The sequence below is a fragment of the Kribbella lupini genome (genome assembly GCF_039529595.1).
Lineage (GTDB): Bacteria > Actinomycetota > Actinomycetes > Propionibacteriales > Kribbellaceae > Kribbella > Kribbella lupini.
This window is the reverse complement of the sequence record NZ_BAAANC010000002.1, coordinates 2,007,454-2,028,303: the sequence shown is the minus strand read 5'-3', so window position 1 is coordinate 2,028,303 and position 20,850 is coordinate 2,007,454. Positions and strand designations below refer to the sequence as shown.

At 70.5% G+C, this 20,850-nt stretch carries 20 protein-coding genes; 13 read left to right on the top strand and 7 right to left on the bottom strand.

The features are described 5' to 3' along the window. Positions 1–21: 21 nt before the first annotated feature. Genes ABD235_RS22970 through ABD235_RS22955 form a run of 4 tightly spaced genes read left to right on the top strand, consistent with a single transcriptional unit; the run spans position 22 to position 3,948 of the window. Positions 22–1,065 (top strand): ABC transporter substrate-binding protein, encoded by a 1,044-nt coding sequence (locus ABD235_RS22970; RefSeq protein ID WP_344177328.1) that lies wholly within the window; start codon positions 22–24, stop codon positions 1,063–1,065. After that, on the top strand, positions 1,062–1,910 hold the full coding sequence (locus tag ABD235_RS22965) for an ABC transporter permease (RefSeq protein ID WP_344177325.1): 849 nt from the start codon (positions 1,062–1,064) through the stop codon (positions 1,908–1,910). Before ABD235_RS22970 ends, ABD235_RS22965 begins: the two co-directional genes overlap by 4 nt. Continuing rightward, positions 1,886–2,614: an ABC transporter ATP-binding protein gene (locus tag ABD235_RS22960; protein ID WP_344177323.1), complete on the top strand. Its 729-nt coding sequence runs from the start codon at positions 1,886–1,888 to the stop codon at positions 2,612–2,614. The genes ABD235_RS22965 and ABD235_RS22960 overlap by 25 nt, the downstream gene beginning before the upstream one ends. Next, positions 2,611–3,948 (top strand): LLM class flavin-dependent oxidoreductase, encoded by a 1,338-nt coding sequence (locus ABD235_RS22955; protein ID WP_344177321.1) that lies wholly within the window; start codon positions 2,611–2,613, stop codon positions 3,946–3,948. The genes ABD235_RS22960 and ABD235_RS22955 overlap by 4 nt, the downstream gene beginning before the upstream one ends. A gap of 20 nt (positions 3,949–3,968) precedes the next feature. Here ABD235_RS22955 and ABD235_RS22950 read toward each other — a convergent pair whose 3' ends face one another. Genes ABD235_RS22950 through ABD235_RS22940 form a run of 3 tightly spaced genes read right to left on the bottom strand, consistent with a single transcriptional unit; the run spans position 3,969 to position 7,321 of the window. After that, entirely contained in the window at positions 3,969–5,165 is a 1,197-nt protein-coding gene (locus ABD235_RS22950; protein ID WP_344177319.1) for a GNAT family N-acetyltransferase, read from the bottom strand. Continuing rightward, positions 5,162–6,343 carry a hypothetical protein gene (locus ABD235_RS22945; RefSeq protein ID WP_344177318.1) on the bottom strand — a complete coding sequence of 394 codons (1,182 nt, stop codon included), beginning with the start codon at positions 6,341–6,343 and terminating at the stop codon, positions 5,162–5,164. Before ABD235_RS22945 ends, ABD235_RS22950 begins: the two co-directional genes overlap by 4 nt. A gap of 3 nt (positions 6,344–6,346) precedes the next feature. After that, positions 6,347–7,321: a zinc-binding alcohol dehydrogenase family protein gene (locus tag ABD235_RS22940; protein ID WP_344178716.1), complete on the bottom strand. Its 975-nt coding sequence runs from the start codon at positions 7,319–7,321 to the stop codon at positions 6,347–6,349. A 107-nt stretch (positions 7,322–7,428) separates the two neighbouring features. On the opposite strand from ABD235_RS22940, the gene ABD235_RS22935 reads away from it, so the two are divergent. From ABD235_RS22935 to ABD235_RS22925, 3 genes are all read left to right on the top strand, one after another. Further along, entirely contained in the window at positions 7,429–8,286 is an 858-nt protein-coding gene (locus ABD235_RS22935; protein WP_344177316.1) for a glycerophosphodiester phosphodiesterase, read from the top strand. Between the two features lie 250 nt (positions 8,287–8,536). Continuing rightward, positions 8,537–8,953 (top strand): ATP-binding protein, encoded by a 417-nt coding sequence (locus ABD235_RS22930; RefSeq protein ID WP_344177314.1) that lies wholly within the window; start codon positions 8,537–8,539, stop codon positions 8,951–8,953. Between the two features lie 47 nt (positions 8,954–9,000). Then, on the top strand, positions 9,001–9,969 hold the full coding sequence (locus ABD235_RS22925) for a DUF5926 family protein (protein WP_344177312.1): 969 nt from the start codon (positions 9,001–9,003) through the stop codon (positions 9,967–9,969). Between the two features lie 274 nt (positions 9,970–10,243). Here ABD235_RS22925 and ABD235_RS22920 read toward each other — a convergent pair whose 3' ends face one another. After that, positions 10,244–11,440, bottom strand: coding sequence for an arginine deiminase (locus ABD235_RS22920; RefSeq protein WP_344177310.1), 1,197 nt, complete (start codon positions 11,438–11,440; stop codon positions 10,244–10,246). Positions 11,441–11,646: 206 nt separating this feature from the next. Between ABD235_RS22920 and ABD235_RS22915 the strand changes: the two genes are divergently transcribed. Genes ABD235_RS22915 through ABD235_RS22905 form a run of 3 tightly spaced genes read left to right on the top strand, consistent with a single transcriptional unit; the run spans position 11,647 to position 14,299 of the window. Then, the gene (locus tag ABD235_RS22915) at positions 11,647–12,402 is read left to right on the top strand and encodes a glycosyltransferase family 2 protein (RefSeq protein WP_344177308.1); all 756 of its coding nucleotides are present in this window, start codon (positions 11,647–11,649) and stop codon (positions 12,400–12,402) included. Continuing rightward, complete coding sequence (locus ABD235_RS22910; RefSeq protein ID WP_344177306.1) at positions 12,399–13,967, top strand: MptA/MptB family glycosyltransferase; 1,569 nt, start codon at positions 12,399–12,401, stop codon at positions 13,965–13,967. Before ABD235_RS22915 ends, ABD235_RS22910 begins: the two co-directional genes overlap by 4 nt. A 14-nt stretch (positions 13,968–13,981) precedes the next feature. Beyond that, on the top strand, positions 13,982–14,299 hold the full coding sequence (locus ABD235_RS22905) for a cupin domain-containing protein (protein ID WP_344177304.1): 318 nt from the start codon (positions 13,982–13,984) through the stop codon (positions 14,297–14,299). Positions 14,300–14,302: 3 nt separating this feature from the next. Here the strand turns inward: ABD235_RS22905 and larC are convergent, their stop codons facing one another. Both larC and larB read right to left on the bottom strand, forming a co-directional pair. Continuing rightward, positions 14,303–15,733 (bottom strand): nickel pincer cofactor biosynthesis protein LarC, encoded by a 1,431-nt coding sequence (gene larC / locus ABD235_RS22900; protein WP_344177302.1) that lies wholly within the window; start codon positions 15,731–15,733, stop codon positions 14,303–14,305. Further along, positions 15,730–16,446 carry a nickel pincer cofactor biosynthesis protein LarB gene (gene larB / locus ABD235_RS22895; protein ID WP_344177300.1) on the bottom strand — a complete coding sequence of 239 codons (717 nt, stop codon included), beginning with the start codon at positions 16,444–16,446 and terminating at the stop codon, positions 15,730–15,732. The genes larC and larB overlap by 4 nt, the downstream gene beginning before the upstream one ends. A gap of 98 nt (positions 16,447–16,544) precedes the next feature. Here larB and ABD235_RS22890 point away from each other — a divergent pair, with 98 nt between their 5' ends. Then, complete coding sequence (locus tag ABD235_RS22890) at positions 16,545–17,039, top strand: DUF4446 family protein (protein ID WP_344177298.1); 495 nt, start codon at positions 16,545–16,547, stop codon at positions 17,037–17,039. A 38-nt stretch (positions 17,040–17,077) separates the two neighbouring features. Here ABD235_RS22890 and ABD235_RS22885 read toward each other — a convergent pair whose 3' ends face one another. Further along, the gene (locus ABD235_RS22885; RefSeq protein WP_344177296.1) at positions 17,078–18,667 is read right to left on the bottom strand and encodes a bifunctional phosphatase PAP2/diacylglycerol kinase family protein; all 1,590 of its coding nucleotides are present in this window, start codon (positions 18,665–18,667) and stop codon (positions 17,078–17,080) included. A gap of 104 nt (positions 18,668–18,771) precedes the next feature. Between ABD235_RS22885 and serS the strand changes: the two genes are divergently transcribed. Together serS and ABD235_RS22875 are read left to right on the top strand one after the other, a co-directional pair. After that, positions 18,772–20,046, top strand: coding sequence for a serine--tRNA ligase (gene serS / locus ABD235_RS22880; protein WP_344177294.1), 1,275 nt, complete (start codon positions 18,772–18,774; stop codon positions 20,044–20,046). Beyond that, positions 20,043–20,837 carry an HAD family hydrolase gene (locus ABD235_RS22875; RefSeq protein WP_344177292.1) on the top strand — a complete coding sequence of 265 codons (795 nt, stop codon included), beginning with the start codon at positions 20,043–20,045 and terminating at the stop codon, positions 20,835–20,837. Before serS ends, ABD235_RS22875 begins: the two co-directional genes overlap by 4 nt. Positions 20,838–20,850: the final 13 nt, after the last annotated feature.

Here is a 20,850-nt window from a genome sequence, read left to right as displayed (position 1 = left end):
GCCCCTGAAGAGGATTCGCTCATGTTCAAGAAGCAACTTGCCCTAGCCGCCGCGGCCGTCACGCTGCTGGCCGGCTGCGGCGGTGCCGCCGAGGCCGGGGGCGGCCCGAAGCTCGCGCTCGACGCGGCGCTGCCGACGTCCGTGCCCGACGGCGCCAAGATCGTCGTCGGTGACCCCACCACCCAGAAGGCGCTCGAGCTGTCGGGCCAGATCGACAAGGTCTCCAAGTTCGTCCAGTTCGCCAACCTGAGCGGCGGTCCGCAGACCACCGAGGCGTTCCGGGCCAAGGCGCTCGACGTCGGCGCGGTCGCCGAGATCCCGCCGATCCACGCCACCTGGACCGGGCTGCCGGTGAAGATCGTCGCCTCCAAGTTCCGCCAGGACGCGCTGAACCACCCGATCTACCAGCTCGGCGTCGCACCCGGCGTCCAGGTGAAGACGCTGGAAGACCTGCGCGGCAAGAAGATCGCGTACAGCCCGGGCCAGGCGCAGGGCGCGCTCGTGCTCAAGGTGCTGAAGAAGGCCGGGCTGACCAAGGAAGACGTCAAGCTGGTCGAGCTGCCGAGCACGGGTGACATCTACCCGAACGCCCTGGCCGCCAAGCAGGTCGAGGTTGCCCCGATCGGCGGCGTCTCGATCAAGCGGTACCTGACGAAGTACGGCAAGGACGGCGCAACCACGATCCCGCACGGTATCCGCGACGACGCCGGCCACCTCTACACGCTGACCTCCTCGCTCGAGGACAGCGGCAAGGCCGCGGCGATCCGCGCGTACGTCGCCGCGTGGGGCGTCGCGCAGGAGTGGATCGACAAGCACCCGAAGGAATGGATCGAGGGCTACTACGTGAAGGACCAGGGCCTGACCACCGCCGACGGCCAGTGGCTGGTCGACAACGCCGGCCACCCGGAGATCACCAGCGACTGGAGCGCGGCGATCACCCGGCAGCAGGAGACCATCGACCTGCTGTCCAAGGAGACCGGCAACAAGGACATCAAGGCCGCCGACCTGTACGACCTGCGCTTCCAGCCGGTCGCGGCCGACGCGATCAAGGCGGCAGCCAAGTGAGCGGCTCAGCCGCGACGCTCAGCGGCGTACGGGCTTCGAAGGCTGTCACCACGCAACCGGTACGACGTCGCCGCCGGCTCGGCCCCGGCAAGCCGATCCGCTTCGGCGCGCTGATCGGACCCGTGCTGCTGCTCGCGATCTGGAGCATCGGCTCGGCCGCCGGCTGGCTCGATCCGCGGATCCTGTCCGCGCCGTGGACCGTCGTCACCACGACCGGCGACCTGATCGCCGACGGCCGGCTGCAGTCGAACCTGCTCACGTCGACCCAGCGGGCGTTCCTCGGTCTCGGCCTGGGCATCGTGCTCGGCACCGTCCTCGCGCTGCTGTCCGGCCTGAGCCGGATCGGCGAGGCCGTGCTCGACGGTCCGATCCAGATCAAGCGCGCGATCCCGTCGCTCGCCCTGCTGCCGCTGCTGATCCTCTGGCTCGGCATCGGCGAGACGATGAAGGTCACCACGATCACGCTCGGCGTCTTCGTCCCCATCTACATCCACACCCACAACGGCCTGCGCACGATCGACAGCCGGTACGTCGAACTCGCGCAGACGGTCGGCCTGTCCCGCTGGACCTTCATCCGCAAGGTGGTGCTGCCGGGCGCGCTGCCGGGCTTCCTGCTCGGCCTGCGGTTCGCGGTCACCGGCGCCTGGCTGTCGCTCGTGGTGGTCGAGCAGATCAACTCCACCAGCGGGATCGGCTACATGATGGAGCTGGCCCGCACCTACGGGCAGACCGACATCATCATCGTCGGCCTGGTCCTGTACGGCGTACTCGGGCTGCTCTCCGACGGAGCCGTCCGCCTGATCCAGAGGAGGGCCCTGTCATGGCGACGCACGCTGGCGGACTAGTTTTGAGCAAAGCCGTGGAGGTCCGCGGGCTGGTTCGCTCGTACGGCGACCGCGCGGTCCTGTCCGACCTCGACCTGAACATCGCCCCCGGCGAGTTCGTTGCCCTGCTGGGGAAGTCCGGGTCGGGCAAGAGCACGCTGCTGCGGGCGCTGGCCGGGCTGGACCACGACGTGACCGGGACCGGTGAGCTGGTCGTGCCGGAGAACGTGTCGGTGGTCTTCCAGGACTCGCGGTTGTTGCCGTGGGCCCGGGTTCTCGACAACGTCGTACTGGGACTGCGTTCCGACGATGCCGGTGAGCGTGGCCGGAAGAGCCTGGACGAGGTCGGCCTGGCCGGCCGGGAGAACGCGTGGCCGAACGAGTTGTCCGGCGGCGAGCAGCAGCGGGTCGCACTGGCCCGCTCGCTGGTCCGGGAGCCCGCGCTGCTGCTCGCGGACGAGCCGTTCGGCGCGTTGGACGCGCTGACCCGGATCAAGATGCACGTTCTGCTGCGCAAACTGTGCGCGGCGCACCAACCCGCCGTACTGCTGGTCACGCACGACGTCGACGAGGCGATCGTGCTCGCCGACCGCGTGATCGTGCTGGACGAGGGCCGGCTGGTCGCCGAGGAGCGGATCGAGCTCGATCCGCCGCGGAACTCCGCCGACCCGTCGTTCGCCGCCGTCCGTACCCGACTTCTCGATGCCCTGGGGGTTTCGCTGTGAGCAGGCAGTTGCACCTGAACGCGTTCTTGATGAGTACCGGGCACCACGAGGCGTCGTGGCGGCTCCCGGAGAGCAACCCGGTCGCGAACACCGACGTCGAGCACTACCGGGAGTTGGCCCGGACTGCCGAGCGCGGCAAGTTCGACTCGATCTTCTTCGCCGACTCGCCGGTGCTGTTCAGCGACGTCGGACGGCGCCCGGCCGGGTCGCTGGAGCCGACCGTGCTGCTGACCGCGATCGCCGCGGCGACCGAGCGGATCGGGCTGATCGCGACCGCCAGTACGACGTACAACGATCCCTACAACCTGGCTCGGCGCTTCGCGAGCGTCGACCACGTCAGCGCGGGCCGCGCGGGCTGGAACGTCGTCACGACGGCCGGTCCGGACGCCGCGAAGAACTTCAACCTGGCCGACCAGCCCGCGCACGCGGAACGCTACGACCGGGCCGCGGAGTTCCTGGAGGTCGCGTTCAAGCTCTGGGACTCGTGGCAGGACGACGCGACGCTGGCCGACAAGGAGTCCGGCGTCTGGGGCGACAACGACAAGGTGCAGCCGATCGAGCACGTCGGCCGCCACTTCCAGGTCCGCGGCCCGCTCAACCTCCCGCGCTCCCCGCAGGGCTACCCGCTGATCGTCCAGGCCGGCTCGTCCGAGGACGGCAAGGGCCTGGCCGCCCGGTACGCCGAAGCCGTCTTCACCGCCCAGCAGACGCTGGAGGACGCCCAGGCCTTCTACGCCGACCTCAAGTCCCGCGCCGCCGCCCTGGGCCGCGACCCCGACGGGCTCAAGATCCTCCCCGGCATCGTCCCGGTCATCGGCTCCACCGAGTCCGAGGCCCAGGCCCTGGAGCGCGAGCTCGACGAGCTGATCAAGCCCGAGTACGCCCGCCAGCAACTGGCGCGCACACTGCGGGTGCAGCCCGAGGACCTCCCCTTCGACCAGCCGCTGCCCGCCGACCTCCCCGACGAGGACGAGATCGAGGGCGCCAAGTCCCGCTACACGCTCATCGTCACTCTCGCCCGCCGCGAGAACCTCACCGTCCGCCAGCTGATCGGCCGCCTCGGCGGAGGCCGGGGCCACCGCACCTTCACCGGCACCCCCGACCAGGTCGCCGACGCCATCCAGTCCTGGTTCGAGGCCGACGCCGCCGACGGCTTCAACATCATGCCGCCGGTCCTCCCGTCGGGCCTGGTCACGTTCACCGACCAGGTCGTCCCGATCCTCCAAGCCCGCGGTCTCTTCCGCACCGAGTACACCGGCACGACCCTCCGCGACCACTACGGCCTCCCGAGGCCCGCCGGTCGTACGGCGTCACTGCAGGAGGCGACGGCCTGAGATCACGGCGTACGGCCAGGTCAGAATCCGGTGTCGAGCCAGGGGAGACGATCTGCCAGGAAGGCCCGTGAGGTCGTGCCGAGAGCTCCTGAGGTCTGCTCCGCGACCAGGCCGGACGCGCCGAGCAGGGCGAGGGACGGGCGGCCCAGGTAGACCGCTCCCAGGTCCCGGACATCGAGCAGGAGGTCCGGGGTGGCACCTGTCTTTTCGCAGGTTGCCCCCTCGGGCCCACCCGCAAGGTGCCAGGAGCCGGCGTTCCACGGCAGGAGGTCGTCCTCGATCCCCAGGACGACGTCGACCTCGGTCGAGTAGGTGCGCGCGGCCAACGCCCGGCCGACGTCCGCCAACCGCACCCAGAGCCCGTCCTGGGTCTTCACGCCGGCTGCCCGTACGTCGAGCAGCAGCGACAGCAGCGGGTCGTCCGAGGGCAGCCGCTCGTACCTCGTCTCGCTGAGGAGATCCTGATCGAGCAGGAACTGCCACAGCGCGACGTGGGCGGCAAGGTCCCGAGCGTGCACGCGGGTCACCTCGACGTACCCGCCGTCCGCGCGCTGGGCCCGGTAGTACGCGTACCCGATGACCTCGCCGTCCCGCTCGGCGAGCACGCACCGCAGCGGCGACGCCTGGTGGGCATCGACGACCAGAACCCGCTGCCAGCGCTCGTCCAGGGGGAACATCCCCGGCCGGGTCGGAACCTCGGCGTTGTGAAGGTCGGTGCACACCGCGAGCGACTCCACCGGGTCGGCGAACCGGATCCGCACGTCTTCAACCCCCGCGATCCGGCGCAGCTCGCGGGAAGCCCTCGGGACGACAACGTGCTGATGGTCCGAAGCCAGGCCGTACCCGAACCGCCCGTAGATCACCGGCTCGCTCGCCGTCAACGCGGCAACCGCCTCGCCGTCGCCCTCGCACAACTCGGTCAACTGCCGGCGCATCAGTTGCCGCACCAGGCCACGCCGCCGATGAGTGGGGCTGGTAGCCACCATGCTGACGCCCGCCACCGGCACGCGCGCCCCCGGCGCCGTCAGCTCGAGAGAAAAGGCAGACGTGTGCGCAACAACCTCCCGCCCGTCGGTCGCAACGAAACTGCGAGCCGGCTCCCAGAGCGGCCGAACCCCCTCCACCTGAGCCTCGGTCCACGGCGACGAGAACGCCATCTCCAACAACCGAACGATCTCGCCCCACTCACCCTCGAACCGACCGATCCCAAAAGTCATCCCGCTTGACTATCAACCAGTTCGGCCAAGGTCCAGCCCTTGCATGCGGCGAGTGCTGTGGCCTGGCGGGTGGCTTCCTCCTGCAGGCTCTTGGTGCGGAAGTGGGTGCTGATCGACAGCAGCAGTTGGGTTGCCGCTGGGTGGTCGGTCGAGGCGAGCATGCCGATCAGCGCCTTGCTCTGAGCGACCCGTACGCCGTACCAGTCGTTCAGGTGCTCCTCGGCCAGCGCGATCGACCGCTCGCCGCCGCAGACCGCGACGACGGCCAGCAGGCCCTTCAGGCCGATCGCCGCGCCGCGGGCGATCCAGCGCTGGAGCAGGAAGTAGCCGAAGTCTTCCTGCTCGGCGATCAGTCCGCCGTACGAACGGACCAACGCGTTCGGCTCCGGGGTTTTGTTGTTCACCGCTTGGCAGACCACCCATTTCAGCAGTGACGCCGGAATGACCTCGTCGGTATCGGCCCAATGCATCGGCGGGAGGTCCTCGAAACGCAACCACTCGAGCCCTCGAGGTGTTGGAGTCTCCGCTGGCCCGACGCGGTCGACGGCCGACGCCGACACCTCGTGCCCCAGCCGTTCCAGCCAGCGCTCCGCCTCGGCTCGCACCTCGGTCCGTCGGTTGCTCAGGGCAACCATGATCCGGTCCTCGTGTCCACCGCCCAACGCATCCTGCGCGAACCGCCGTACGGACTTACGCCGCCCGAAGGCCGCCTCGAACAACGCGTCCACCACCGGCTCAGGCAACTCCGGCAGCGTCGCCAGCGCCCGGTACGGCGCCTGCGGGTCGAACTCGGGACCTGCTCCCGCGCCGACCAGGGCCAGCCACAACGGCAACGTCTGCAGTACGAAGGGTGCAACATCCTCGTCCGGCCACGTCACCCCGAGCCCGCGGTAGTCACTGCGATACCGATCCACCACCAGCCGCGGCCCGTCCAGCCCCAGCTCGTCAAGGATCTGTGAGAGCTCGACCAGCGTCAGGCCGTGGGTCTCGTGCACCCGCTCGAAGACGTACCCGGCCGGCGCACTGAGCCGAAGTTCCGTGGACGGCGGCTCGCCGATTCCGTGCACACGCTCCAGGAGCATCCCGGCCGCGGCGAGCCTTTCCGCTATCGCCTCCGCGCCCGTCTCGGGCGCCGCGGCCAGGAACTGCTCCGCCAGCAGCTCGTTGGGATCACTCACGCCTCACTCGATCCGAACGACCAGCTTGCCGACGGCTCCGCCGGCCTCCATCAGTGCGTGCGCCTCGGCGATCTCGTCCAGGGCGAAGACCCGGTCGATGCGGATCGGGAGGCGGCCCTCGGCGACCAGGTCCACGTAGTGCTGGAAGGCCTCGGGGGGTAGGTCGGACGACTCGCCGCCGTACGCGGTCAGGCGAACGCCGTTGGGGAGATAGTCGATCGGGTAGAAGTCCGGGATCGTCCACGTGTCGCTGAGCATGCCGGTGAAGCAGACGGTGCCGTGCACGCGGGTGGCCTTCAGGCTGTCCGGCAGCGTGTTGGTGCCGACGAGCTCGAGCGCCGCATCCACACCGGCCGGAAGCACGGACCGGACCTGCTCAGCAACGTTGCCGTCGTCAACCAATGGATGATCAACCCCCAACGCACGCAGGGTTTCCAGTCGACCAGGATTGCGCGTGGTGGAGAAGACGGTCAGACCACGCTCCTTCGCCAGTACGGCGGCGGCAGCGCCTACGGACGACGTACCGCCGCGGATCAGCAGGGACTGCCCGGACTGGATGTTCAACCCCGTGTGAAGCGAGCCATGCGCGGTCTGGAGCATCTCGGGCAGCGCGCCGAGCGTCGCCCAGTCCAGCGAGGTCTTGACCGGAAGCACCGAACCGGCGGGCACGACCGTGTACTCCGCGTAGCCCCCGTCGAAGGCGCGGCCCATTCCGCCCATCATCGCGACCACCTGCTGCCCGACGGCGAACTCACCGCCCGGGGCGAGATCCACCGTGCCGGTCGCCTCGATCCCAGGAACGATCGGGAAGACGGCACCGGTCGCCAGCCCCGCGCGCAGGTGGTACTCCGAGCGGTTCAGCCCGAACGCCTCGACCTTGATCCGGATCCACCCGGGCGGCGGCTCCGGAACCGGAACCAGCGAGACCCGAAGGTCTTCGGCCGCGACCGGCCCGGGCAGTACGACGGCGCGCATCATTTCGCTCACCGGCCCAGTCTGCGCCACCCACCGAATGGGCAACCGATTTCCGACCGGGCGGCGTGGCTGAGTAACACCGACCCAAAGGCGCGTGCCAGAGTTGTGCCATGGCGAAACGCCCGAGCGTTGTTGCTCATCGCGGCGCGAGTGAGGTCAGTCCCGAACACACGCTGGCGGCGTACCAGCGTGCGGTCACGGCGGGGGCGGACGGGCTCGAGTGCGACATCCGGCTCACCTCCGACGGTCACCTGGTCTGCGTGCACGACCGGCGGATCGACCGCACCTCGAACGGCCGTGGCGTGCTGTCCACGATGAGCCTGGAGGAGCTGGACGGGTTCGACTGGGGGTCGTGGAAGAACCCGTGGGCCGACCTCGACGACGAGGCCGAGCTGCCGAGTCCGGACCTGACCAAGGTGCTCACGCTGGACACGCTGCTGGCGACCGTCCGCGACGCGGGCCGCCCGATCGAGCTGGCGATCGAGACCAAGCACCCGACCCGGTACGCCGGGCTGGTGGAGCGGCGGTTGATCGAGGCGCTCGACCGGTTCGGCTGGGCGCACCCGAAGATCGGCACGGAGTCACCCGCGCGGGTGATGTCGTTCTCCTGGCTGTCGCTGCGGCGGATGCGGACGATGGCGCCCGGCGTACGGACGGTCCTGCTGATGGACCGGATCCCGCTGCGCTTCCGCGACGGCTCCTTGCCGACCGGCGTCTCGTACGCCGGGCCGAGCCTGGAGCTGGTCACCGCGCACCCTGAGTACGTCGACCGCGCGCACAAGCACGGCCACCAGGTGCACGTGTGGACGGTGAACACCCCCGAGGACGTCCAGCACTGCCACGCGCTCGGCGTCGACGCGATCATCAGCGACCGGCCGGAGCTCGCGATCGCCACCCTGGCCGAGCACCCGGACCAGCCGCCGGCCCCGCCGTCGCGAACTCGTCGCCGCCTGGTCCGTCGGCGCTGACCAGGTCAACTGACCAGGGGGTTTGCGCGCTCATTCGAGCGTTGTGAGTTGCTTCTCAGAGCGCTCCGGCTACGTAATCATGTGAATGCACGGAGTGATTTGGACGTTCAATTCTGTCGCTTTTGTCACGGTTTCCCTGCAATCGCTGTGATCTTCGCCGTTGCTGTGTAACGGAACTCCTTCAGGTGTTTTCAAGCCCGGGTTCGTGGGCAGATGTGGAAGTGCTGTACCGACACCGAGGAGACCCTGCTTGTCCTCTGCGACTTTGCCCGCCGACGTGAGCGTCGTGGACGTCGTCCTACCGCACGAAGTCTCTGCGGTAGCGGCTGCCCGGCGTCGCCTTCACGACTACCTGACGCGGGCCCGGGTCGCCGAAACCACCTGTGACGACGCCCAGCTGGTCCTGTCGGAACTGCTCTCCAACGCCATCCGGTACGCGCCCGCGCTGCCGACCGGCGACGTCCGCGCGGCCTGGTGGCTCGACAAGGCCGGCGTGCACATCGAGGTCACCGACGGTCGCGGCGACACCGAGCCGCTGCGGATCGTGGAGGCCCACCCCGAGTCGATCGGCGGCCGCGGGCTGGCGATCGTCGACATGCTCAGCTCGGACTGGGGTGTCCGGTCCGGCGACAAGTACCGCACGGTGCACGCCGTCGTACCGCTCTGAACCTCGCTGACTAACCCCCTCCCACCGGATCCTGCAAGACTGCGCCCATGGGAAAGAAGTCGCGCAACCGCGCCAAGAACACCACGACCGTAGAGCTCGACCCGGCCGACCTGGCCGACGTCGGCCCGCGGGAACCCTGCCCGTGCGGTTCGGGCAAGCGGTTCAAGCAGTGCCACGGCAAGGACCGGGCCCAGGCCGCCGACGCGTTCGTGGTCCGGCCGTTCGAGGGCCTGCCGGCCGAGTGCGACCTGATCGCCTTCCGGGAGATCGTCCCGGCCGGCGTCGCGGAGGTGACGCTGACCGGCGAGCACCAGGGCAAGAAGGTCAACCTGGTCACCCTGCTGCCGATGGCGATGCCGGGTCTGGTCCGCGACGACGAGACGATCTGGATCGGCCTGCAGACGCACGCGTCGACCGGTGACCCGAGCCGCGACGTCGCGCACGCGATCACCGCGGCGCTGGCGACCGAGCCGGGCAACCCGATCCAGCTCGGCGACCTGCTCAAGGACGGCCCGCGGCTGCAGGACCTGATCGACACCAAGGAGCCGATCGTCGCCAAGGTGCACGAGGGCTTCGACTTCTGGGTCGGCGAGAACGTCGAGGACCCGACCGGCGAGGTCGCCGCGGGCCTGGAGCGGGCCAACGCGGCCGCGGCGCCGACGGTCCGGCTGGAGTCGGTCGAGGCGGCGTACTGGACGCAGATCGGCGACCGCCGGTACCTGCGCTGGGTGATGCCGCACAGCGAGGACGACCTGCTGGACGCGCTGGCCCGGCTGCACGCCGCCGGTTCGTCGGCGCTGGTCGACGGCAGCCGCCTGATCGGGTCCTTCCGGGCGCTGGGCGTGCTCGCCCCGGTCTGGGAGCTGCCGGCCGACACCGAGGCCGCCGACCTGGAGAAGCCGACCGCGGACTTCCAGACCGCGCTGGACAAGGCGCTGAAGACCAGTACGCCGCTGAGCACCGAGGAGCGCGCGGCGAAGGCCGGCCTGGCCAGCCGTCAGCTCACCATCCGCTGACGTCGTACGGGCATCCACTCGGGACCTTGAACACCTCAACGGGACCTCGGACACGCTATTTCCTGTCCGAGGTCCCCGGATGGTGTCCAAGGTCCCGGCAGGCGGACGCACAAGAGCCCCGCACCTGAGGTGCGGGGCTCTTGCAACGTGGACGGCCCAAGTCCTGCTGACGGGGGAGCAACAGGGCCTGGGCCTAGGCATGAAGAGTACTCACAAGTTGCCTGCTCGACAACCCCCGATTTCACTCCGCGTGTCGTCAGGCTTACTTGCGCTCTCAACCAGCAATGGGGGCCCTCAGCACCGGACACGACATGCAGCGCGGCCCGCCGCGGCCGGACCCGAGCTCCGAGCCGGAGATCCGGATCACCTCGATCCCGGACTCCTCCAGCCGCGCGTTCGTCTCGACCGTCCGCTCGTAGGCGATGCAGACCCGCGGGGCCAGCGCGAGGGTGTTGTTGCCGTCGTCCCACTGTTCGCGTTCGGCGGTGACCGGGTCGAGGCCGGTGTCGATCCGCCGCAGGGTGTCGATCCCGAGCGCCTTGGCCGCGGCGACCAGGAACGGCTCGGGCTCGGCGACGTGCAGCTGGTCACCGTCCGCGGTGACCGCGAGCGCCCGCATCTCCTCGGCCATGTTCGGGTACATCAGCACCGCGTCGACGTCGACCATCGTGCAAACGGTGTCCAGGTGCATCGTCGCGCGCTGCTGGGCGATCGGTACGGCGAGCACGGTGTGCGCGAGGTCCTTGGCGAACACCCGCTGCGCGAGCCGCTCCACACCGGCGGGCGTCGTCCGCTCTCCCACCCCGACCGCCAGTACGCCGGGACCGAGGGCCAGTACGTCGCCACCCTCGACGTGCTCGAGCTGGTGGTCGTACACCTTGTCGGCGCCGGCGAACCGCGGGTGGAAGCGGTAGATCAGCTCGGTCAGCTGGCTCTCGCGGACCCGCGCGGGCATCGCGAGCGACGTGACCGCGACCGAGTCCCGGATCCAGACGCTGGAGTCACGCGTGAAGAGCAGGTTCGGCAGCGGGTCGATCAGGAAGTCCTCGTGCGCCAGCAGCGACGTGACCAGCCCACCGGCCCGCACCTCGTCGTTGCGTACGCCGGCCATCAGCGCCTCGGCGAGTTCCGCGGGGTCGAGCGCGGTCAGCGCGGTCCGCAGGTAGTCGCGCAGGGTGTCGCCCAGCCGGAGGTCCTCGATCGCGCCCGCGACGGCGGTCGCGCGGCCCTCGGGATCGGCGAGCGCCTCGGTCAGGAGGTTGCCCAGGTAGAGCACCTCGACGTCCCGGTCGCGCAGCGCCTGGGCGAACGCGTCGTGCTCGTCCTGCGCCCGGCCGACCCAGGGGATGCCGTCGAAAAGCAGCTTGTCGTTGTTGCGCGGGGTCAGCCGGCGCAGCTCGTTGCCCGGCCGGTGCAGCATCACGGTCCGGAGCGGGCCGACCTCGCTGTCGACGCCGTACGCCTCAGTCATGCCTGTCCCTCTCGTCGGAGTTCCTGGGGGTGCTGTCCACGCTACGGCAGGCGGGCGCTCGCCGTACGGAAGAGCAAATCTGTCTGATTGTCCGACAATCCGTACGGGAAAGCCAACCGGAGCCGATCCTTCGAAAGAACGAGATGTCCACAGGCCGCGGGTGCGGAGGCTGGTGATCGGCTCGGGAGCAATTAGGCTGCGGTGCTGTGTCCGGGAATGATCAGCCGTCGGTCGAGCCGCAGCGTGGTGTTGCCTGCGTGATTCCGGCGAAGGACGAGTCCGCGCGGATCGCGGCCACCGTGGACGCCGTCCGCAAGCTGGTCGGTGTCGACCTGGTCGTCGTGGTCGACGACGGATCCACCGACGGGACCACCGCGGAGGCCGAGCGGGCCGGTGCGGTCGTCGTCCGGCACGAGCGGAACCAGGGCAAGGCCGCGGCGATGGAGACCGGTGCCGCGGAGGTCGCGCGGCGCGACGGGGCTCGCGCGCGGCACCTGCTGTTCCTCGACGCCGACCTGACCGACACCGCGACCGGCGCCGAGCCGTTGATCGCGCCGGTGCAGGACGGGCGCGCCGACATGACGATCGGAACGCTGCCGGCGCAGATCCGCGCGGACGGGAGCAAGGCCGGCGGTCGCGGGTTCGTCGTACGGCTGGCCCGGGACGGGATCGAGCAGGCGACCGGCTGGGCGCCGGAGCAGCCGCTGTCGGGTCAGCGTTGCCTCACGCGTGCTGCCTTCGACGCGGCGCTTCCGCTGGCGAGTGGGTTCGGGGTCGAGGCCGCGTTGAGCATCGACCTGGGCCGCAAGGGTTTCCGGATCCTCGAGGTGCCGATCGAGGTGCGCCACCGGGCCACCGGCACGGACCTGCGCGGCCAGTTGCACCGCGGCCGCCAGTTCCTCCACGTACGCCGGGCGCTCGCGGCCCGCAGCGCGCTGCCCTCGCGGAAGACGTCCCGATGAGCACCGAAGAGACCAGCGCCGCTGACGTCGTTGCCACTGACCGCGCGAACCGTGACGGCCGTCGCGCCGTCGGCCTGTACCTGATCTCCACCGCGCTGATCGTCGCCGCCGGCCTGCTCGGCCCTTCGGTCGTCGTCCTCACGCTGACCAACCGCCACGCCTGGCTCCCGTCGTACTGGTTCGACACCAAGCCGAACGACTGGCTCGTCACGGTGATGATCTACGTCGCGATCCTGCTCGGCGGGTACGGCGTCTACCTGGCGACCCGCGCGCTCAAGCACGGCTGGGCTCCGCGCGTCCAGCGATTGGTTGCCCTGGGCATCGGTACGACGGCGGCGATCACGCTGGTCCCGCCGATGGCCTCCGGCGACGTGCTGATCTACGCGGCGTACGGACGGATCATGTCGCTCGGCGGCAACCCGTACACGACCGCACCGGCCGACACGATCCGGCTCGGCTACGACCCGGTGATCGCCGCGACCGAGCGGCCCTGGCAGGGCGCGCGCAGCGTGTACGGCCCGATCGCGACCTGGATCCAGTGGTTCTCGTCCTGGGTCGGCGGCGACTCGATGCAGCTCACGGTCTGGATGCTGCAGCTGACCGTGGCGGTCAGCCTGGTCGTCTCCGGCCTGCTGCTGCTCAAGCTGGTCGGCCCCGACCTGGTGAACCGCCGCCGGATCGCGATGCTCGCGCTGGCCAACCCGCTGCTGCTGTGGACCGTCCTGGCCGGCGCGCACAACGACGCGATCGCGGTGATGTTCGCGGTGATCGCGCTGGTGCTGTTCCGCCGGCACGTGTTCGCCGCGGGGTTGATGCTCGGCGTCGCGGGCTGCACCAAGCTGTCGATCGGCCTGGTCGGCGTCGCGATGCTCTGGGCGCTGCGGGCGGACCGGCGGCGCGCGCTGATGTTCTGCCTCGGTGGCGGTGTCTCGATGGCCGGCCTGTACGCCGTGGTCGGCCTGCAGGCCTTCCAGCAGGCGCGGTCGCAGACGTCGTTCATCTCCACCGGTACGCCGCACAAGGTGATCTTCAGTCTGTTCGACCTGTTCCTGCCCGGCGCGCTGGTGCGGACCATCATCGGGATCGTCGCCTGGGTCGGCCTGATCTTCGTCGCGATCCTGCTGTCGCAGGTGTTCCCGAAGTCGCTGGTCCCGCAGACGCACCCGGACGACCCGACCCCGGCCGCGATCCGGTACACCGCGATCTACGCCGTCGCGTGGCTGCTGACCGCGATGTACACGCTGCCCTGGTACGACCTGATCGCCTGGACCGCGCTGGCCGCGGTCGCGGCGTCGAAGGTCGACAAGCTGATGGTGATCCGGACGACGATGCTCGCGATCGCGTACGTGCCGGGCCGCGACCCGAACGCGCGCCAGGTCGCGGCGTCGCTGTCGGACTCGCTGGAGTGGTTCAGCGCCCGGCTGCGGGACACGGTCACACCGGCGGTCGAGCTCGCCGTACTGGTGATGCTGATCCTGTGGGCCCGGCGTGGTGGGGCGCAGTGGTGGCCGTACGACTGGCCGAAGCGCAAGGCGAAGACCACTGAGAAAGCGGCCTCCCAGTAGGTAGTCTCTGCCGGATGCAGAAGCTTGTGGGGGCGGGGCAGTACCAGACCGCGGAGCCGAACCATTTCGCCGAACATCTGCGGACCGACGCGCTGTCGGTCGGCACGTACTCGATCCCGGCCGGCGGCGTCGACGACCAGGCGCCGCACCGCGAGGACGAGATCTACGTGGTGACCGCGGGCCGGGCGTTCATCGTGACGCCCGGCGGCAAGGAGCCGGTCGGTCCCGGTGACGTGCTGTTCGTGGCGGCCGAGGAGCCCCACCACTTCGCCGACGTCACCGAGGACCTGGCTTTGCTGGTCTTCTTCGCCCCGCCGTACTCGGGGCGCTAGGGCTCAGCCCCAGAGGTCGTGGCCGGCGGCGATCGCCTGGGCGAGGACCGACTTGACCGGCTTGTCGAGCGCCGCGGCCGCGGTGACCACGTCCTCGTACTCCGGCTGCACGTTGACCACCTGCCCGCCGTACCGGGCGATCTTGACGTGGATCCGCTGGCCGCTCACCTCGACGCTCGCGAACTCCCGGTCCGCCGCGTGCTTGCGGATCGGGAACTCGCGCAGCCCGATCGCGGACGTCTCGGTCAGGATCACCGAGCGGACCACCTCGGCGTTCGCGCTGCTGGTGAGCACCGAGAGGGTGTGCGCCGGACGGCCTTTCTTCATCAGGATCGGGGTCAGCCACGCGTCGGCCGCGCCCGCCTGCAGCAGGCGAGCGAGCACCTGCGGCCAGATCCGCGGGTCGAGGTCGTCGACGTTCGTCTCGTAGACGAGCTCGGTCGACGGCTGCACGGTCGCCTCGCCGATCACCACGCGGACGATGTTCGGCACCTCGACCGGGTCCCGTCCGCCCGCGCCGACACCGGTCTGCAGAATCCGCAGCGGTGGCATCAGCCCGAACTCGTCGGCCAGCGTCGCGAGCAGCGCGGCACCGGTGGGCGTCGTCATCTCGTACGGCGCGGTGCCGCCGACCACCGGCGCCTCCGCCTCGCGCAGGAGGTGCAGCACCGCCGGCCCCGGAATCGGAATCCCACCGTGCTGCCCGCGCACCTGCCGCCCGCCTCCGAGCGCGACCGTCGACACCACGATCCGATCCAGCTCGAGCGAAACCGAGGCGGCTGCCACCCCCACGATGTCGGCAATCGCGTCCAGCGCCCCGACCTCGTGAAAGTGCACGTCGTCCGGATCCACCCCATGAGCCGACCCCTCAGCCCGGGCCAACCGAGCAAAGGTGTCGAGCGCCCGGTCCCGCACAGCGGCGTCGAGCCCAGCCCCCTCGATCACCCCCCGAACCTCAGCCCAACTCCGAGTAGCACCACCTTCATGCCCGTGCCCATGCCCGTGCCCGGCGTCGTCATGCCCATGCCCGTGCCCCGCATCGGTGGGGAGGGAGGAGGAAGCCGCGGCCGCCCCGAGCCCTACGGCTTCGCCGTGGGCAACCCCGGGCTCGCCGGCTCCGCCAGGCGCCGCGCCGGCTTCGCCCACACCCTCGGCTCCTGCCTCACCGCGCTCCGCCGCATCAGTGGTCGGCGCGATCTCCGCGTAGGCCGCGTTCGGGTCGTTCTCCGGGTGGGGTTCCTCGTTCACGTAGACCGACGCCTTGGTGGCGGCGATCTGGTGGCGCAGCGTCTTCTCCACGCGCACCGACAGCGAGCGGTCGACCGCGGCGACCGCCGCGTTCACCAGCGCGACGTCGGCGCCGGCGTCCAGAAACGCGCCGAGGAGCATGTCGCCGGAGGCGCCGGCGGAGCAGTCGATCCAGGCGACTCTCACTGCTCCTTCACCTCGATCGGCGCCGCGCGCCGGGCGACCCGCGCCGCGAACACCCCGGCCCCGAAGCCGTTGTCGATGTTCACCACGGTCACCCCCGGCGCACACGAGTTCAGCATCCCGAGCAGTGCCGCGACCCCACCGAACGAAGCGCCGTACCCGACAGAAGTCGGTACGGCGACCAGCGGCACCCCCGTCAGTCCGCCGACGACACTCGGCAGCGCGCCCTCCATCCCGGCGACCACGATCAGACAGTCCGCCGCGGCCAGCCGCTCACGCACCCCGAGCACCCGGTGCAGCCCGGCGACACCCACGTCGGTGATCAACTCGACGCCCGCGCCGAAGACGCCGGCCGTCGTCGCGGCCTCAGCGGCGACCGGCGCGTCCGACGTACCGGCCGACACCACGGCGACGGTCCCGCTCGGCGCGGGCACCGTCCCGAGCACCGCCGTACGGCCGACCGGGTCGACGACCGCCTCCGGCAGTTCGACGGCGACCAGCTCCTGCGCCTCCGGCGACAGCCGGGTCGCGAGGGCGGCACGGCCGCCGTGGGTCGAGTGCAGCGTGCGGAGCAGCTCGACGATCTGAACAGGCGTCTTTCCGGCGCCGTAGACCACCTCGGCGTCGCCGGTGCGCTCCAGGCGGTCGGTGTCGAGGCGGGCGTACCCGAGGTCGTGCACGCCGGGCAAAGGTCCAGAGTCAGGCAGATGGGTCACCCCGCGAATCTACGTCGCCGCCGCCTGATCCGCCGATTCGAGTCCAGGTCCGCCACGCAGAGCACCTGACAAACCACACAACCGTTAGGCTGCGGACCGTGTCTTCGACGTTAGCCGGTGGTTTCGGGATCGCCGCACTCTTCGTGGCGGTGCTCGCCCTGGTGTTCGCCGTCCAGGCGTTGCGGGGTCAAACCGCCGCGGCCAAGGAAGTGCCGCCCGTGGCGCCGCCGAAGACCGAGCTGCCCCCGCGGCCGGAGCCCAAGCCGGGCACGGTCGGCGCCCAGCTGCACGCCCTCGGCCGGCAGCTCGACCAGACCCAGGCCGGTCTGAAGCTCTCGCTGCAGCACCTGGCGATCGTCCGGTACGACGCCTTCGGCGACATGGGCGGCCGGATGTCCTGGTCGGTGGCCCTGCTCGACGACAACGGCGACGGCGTGGTTCTGACCTCGATCAACAGCCGCAACGACGCCCGTTCGTACGCCAAGGAGATCAAGGCGTTCCAGAGCGAGGCCAAGCTGTCCCCGGAGGAAGAGGAAGCCCTCGAGACCCTCCGCAAGCAGGCCGCCGCACCGGCCGCGCCGGAGCACGACTAGCCCGTACGCCGTACCGACCACCGCGCCGCCCGTACGCCTCAGCGCCGCTTCGGCACCCGCACCACGAGCGCCCCCGGTTCCACCTCGGCGCACAGGAACCGCCCCGCGCCGATCCCGTCCCCGTCGAGCTGCCGCTGAACCTCCACCGCGGCCGTGATCTCCACCTTCCGCGCGGTGAACCGCTCGAGGTACATCTCGGTCCGCTTGGTCCGGGTCATCACCCGCCAGAACACCAGCGGCCACTGCGTCACCCGCCGCGGCGCGATCACCACGACGTCGATCAGCCCGTCGTCGGGCCGCGCGTCCGGCAGCAGCGGGATGTTGGCCTGCAGCATCCCGACGTTGCCGATCACCACGGTCCGGACCCGGCGCTCGACCGGCTCGTCGTCGTCGAGCGCGATCCGGACCTTCACCGACGGGTGGTTGATGTTCTTGGCCGCCGACACCAGGTACGCCGTCCAGCCGATCTGCGCCTTGAGGATCGGGGGTGCCCCGGTGATGATCGCGGCGTCCAGCCCGAGGCCGGCCATCACCGCGAAGTGATCGGTGTCCAGCCCGTCGCCGCGCACCTTGACCAGGTCGATCCGCCGCTCCCGGCCGTCCAGGATCCGCTCCAGAGCGTCGTCCAGGTCGAGCGGGATGTGCAGGTTGCGGGCCAGCAGGTTCCCAGTACCGGCCGGGATCACGCCCACTGGGATCGCCGTACCGGCCAGCGCGGCGGTGACCACACGGACCGTCCCGTCGCCGCCGGCCACCAGGACCAGGTCGGACTCGTTCTCGATCGCGCGCTTGGCCATCGCGTTGCCGGCGTCGTCCTCGCGGGTCTCCAGCCACAGCGGGTCGTCGAACCCGCGGACGGCCAGCGCCCGGGACACCTTCCGGCGGAACGCCACGCCGTCCCCGACCTTGATCGGGTTCACGATCACGGCGGCCCGCGGCGGCGTCGCTCTGGCCAAGTCGGCCGGCGTACGACGGCGCCGGCGGCGCAGCCCCGGCCGCAGGCCGAACCCGATCGACGTCGCGGTCAGCACGGCCAGGCCGAGCGCCCAGCCGCCCAGCACGTCGGACAGGTAGTGCACGTTCAGGAAGATCCGGTCCGCCGACGTGAGTAGCACGACGCCGATGGTCGGCAGCAGCACCAGCGTCCGGAACCGGCGCCGCCAGCCGCGGACCGAGGGCAGGACGACGCCGAGCGCGCCGGCCATCACGAAGGCGGCCGTCGCGTGCGTCGAGACGTACGACCAGCCGTCGTTCTCGACCAGCATCGCGGCCGGCCGCTCACGGTCGAAGATGTGCTTCACGGCCTGGACCAGGCCCAGTTCGGCGCCGGCGCTGACGATCAGCCAGACCGTCAGCAGGCGGGCCCGGCGGTGCCACAGGTAGATCGCGACTCCGAGCAGGACGCCGCGCATGGTCCAGGGCAGGACCACCGCGCCCATCACCTGCCACAGGTCCACCCAGCCCGGCCGGGAGGCGCCGTACGACGCGACGCGCGCGGCCACGGACTCGTCCCACCGGCGCAGCGGCGGCCAGTCGCCGAAGACCAGCAGCGTCACCACGGTGAACGGCAGCGCACCCAGCACGACCGTGACGGCACGGCCGAGATGACTGGGTGGATGGTGGTTCATCGCCCGCCCGCCACCCCCTCGAGAAACCTGACCGTCCGGCTGATGCAAGCTCATCATCCCGAATAAAATTCCGCGCATCTGACACGCCCCGATAACCTGAGCGTGTGATCGATGCCAAAGTGCTCCGTGAGAACCCCGATGTCGTCCGTGCGGCGCTGACCAAGCGCGGTGAGAATCCGGCCAAGGTCGACGAGATCCTGGTGGCCGACTCCGAGCGCCGATCGTCGATCGCGGCCTTCGAGTCGCTGCGGGCGGAGCAGAAGGGCCTCGGCAAGCAGGTCGCGCAGGCCAAGGGCGACGAGCGGACCGCGCTGCTGGAGCGCACCAAGGCGCTGGCCGCCGAGGTGAAGGCCCACGAGGCGACCGCGAACGAGGCCGAGAAGCGCTTCGACCTGCTGTCCCGCGCCCTGCCGAACCTGGTCTCCGACCAGGCCCCGGTCGGTGGTGAGGACGACTTCGTGGTGCTCGAGGAGATCGGCAAGCCGCGCGACTTCGCCGCCGAGGGCTTCGAGCCGCGCGACCACCTGGAGCTCGGCGAGCTGCTCGGCGCGATCGACATGGAGCGCGGCGCGAAGGTGTCCGGCGCCCGGTTCTACTTCCTCAAGGGCGTCGCCGCCCAGCTCCAGCTCGGCATGCTCCAGCTCGCCATCAACCAGGCGGTGGAGTACGGCTTCACCCCGATGATCACCCCGACGCTGGTCAAGCCCGAGGTGATGGACGGCACCGGGTACCTGAACGCCCACGACGACGTGTACCGCCTGGAGGAGCCCGAGCTCTATCTGGTCGGGACGTCGGAGGTGGCGCTGGCCGGGTACCACATGGACGAGATCGTGGACCTGTCCAACGGCCCGGTGCGGTACGCCGGGTGGTCGTCCTGCTACCGCCGCGAAGCCGGCTCGTACGGGAAGGACACCCGCGGGATCATCCGCGTCCACCAGTTCGACAAGGTCGAGATGTTCTCCTACTGCAGCCTCGAGGAGGCCGAGGCGGAGCACCAGCGGCTGCTGGGCTGGGAGAAGGAGATGCTCGACAAGATGGAGCTGGCCTACCGGGTGATCGACACCGCGACGGGCGACCTGGGCGCTTCGGCGTACCGGAAGTTCGACTGCGAGGCGTGGGTGCCGACCCAGGGGGCCTACCGCGAGCTCACCTCCACCTCGAACACGACCGACTACCAGGCCCGCCGGCTGAACATCCGGCACCGCGACGCCGACGGCAAGACGCGTCACGTCGCGACGCTGAACGGCACGCTGGCCACCACCCGGTGGATCGTCGCGATCCTGGAGACGCACCAGCTGCCCGACGGCTCGGTCCGGGTCCCGGTGGCGCTACGCCCGTACGTCGGCGGCCGCGAGGTCCTCGAACCGGTCCGCGGATGACGACGGCGGACGGCCGGCGGCCCCAGGCCGTCGCTCTCGACATCGACGGCACCCTGGTCGACCACGACGAGCGGATCTCCACCGCCGTGGTCGACGCGGTCCGCCGGGCCGCCGCGCAGGTGCCGATCATCCTGGCCACCGGCCGGTCCTGGCAGTCGACCGTCCCGGTCGCCGAGCTGCTCGGCCTGCAGTCCGGATTCGTTGTCGTGAGCAACGGTGCCCGCACGCTCAGCTACCCGGCCGGCGAGCTCGTCGACGAGCGCACGTTCGACCCGGCGACGGTGATCGCGTCGGTCCGCGAGCACGCGCCGAACGCGCGGATGGCGGTCGAGGAGCACGACGGCGGGTACCGGGTGACCGCGCCGTTTCCGGACGGCGATCTCGGCGGTGACGCGATCCGGGTGGTCTCCGACGCCGAGCTGGCGCCGGAGCCGGTCACCCGGTTGATCATCCGCGACCCGGAGGCCTCCGAGGCGGACTTCGTCGAGCTGGCCGAACGGCTCGGCCTGCACGGGGTCAGCTACTTCGTCGGCTGGACCGCGTGGCTGGACATCGCGCCCGAGGGCGTCGACAAGAGCACCGGGCTGAAGGTCGCGCTGGCGCAGCTCGGTCTCGACCCGTCCGGGCTGGTCGCGATCGGTGACGGGCGCAACGACATCGAGATGCTGACCTTCGCCGGACTCGGCATCGCGATGGGGGCGGCGCCGGACGAGGTGAAGGCCGCGGCCGACGAGGTGACCAAGTCGGTCCAGGACGACGGGGTGGCCGCCGTACTCAACCGCTGGTTCTGAGTCGAGCCTTTGC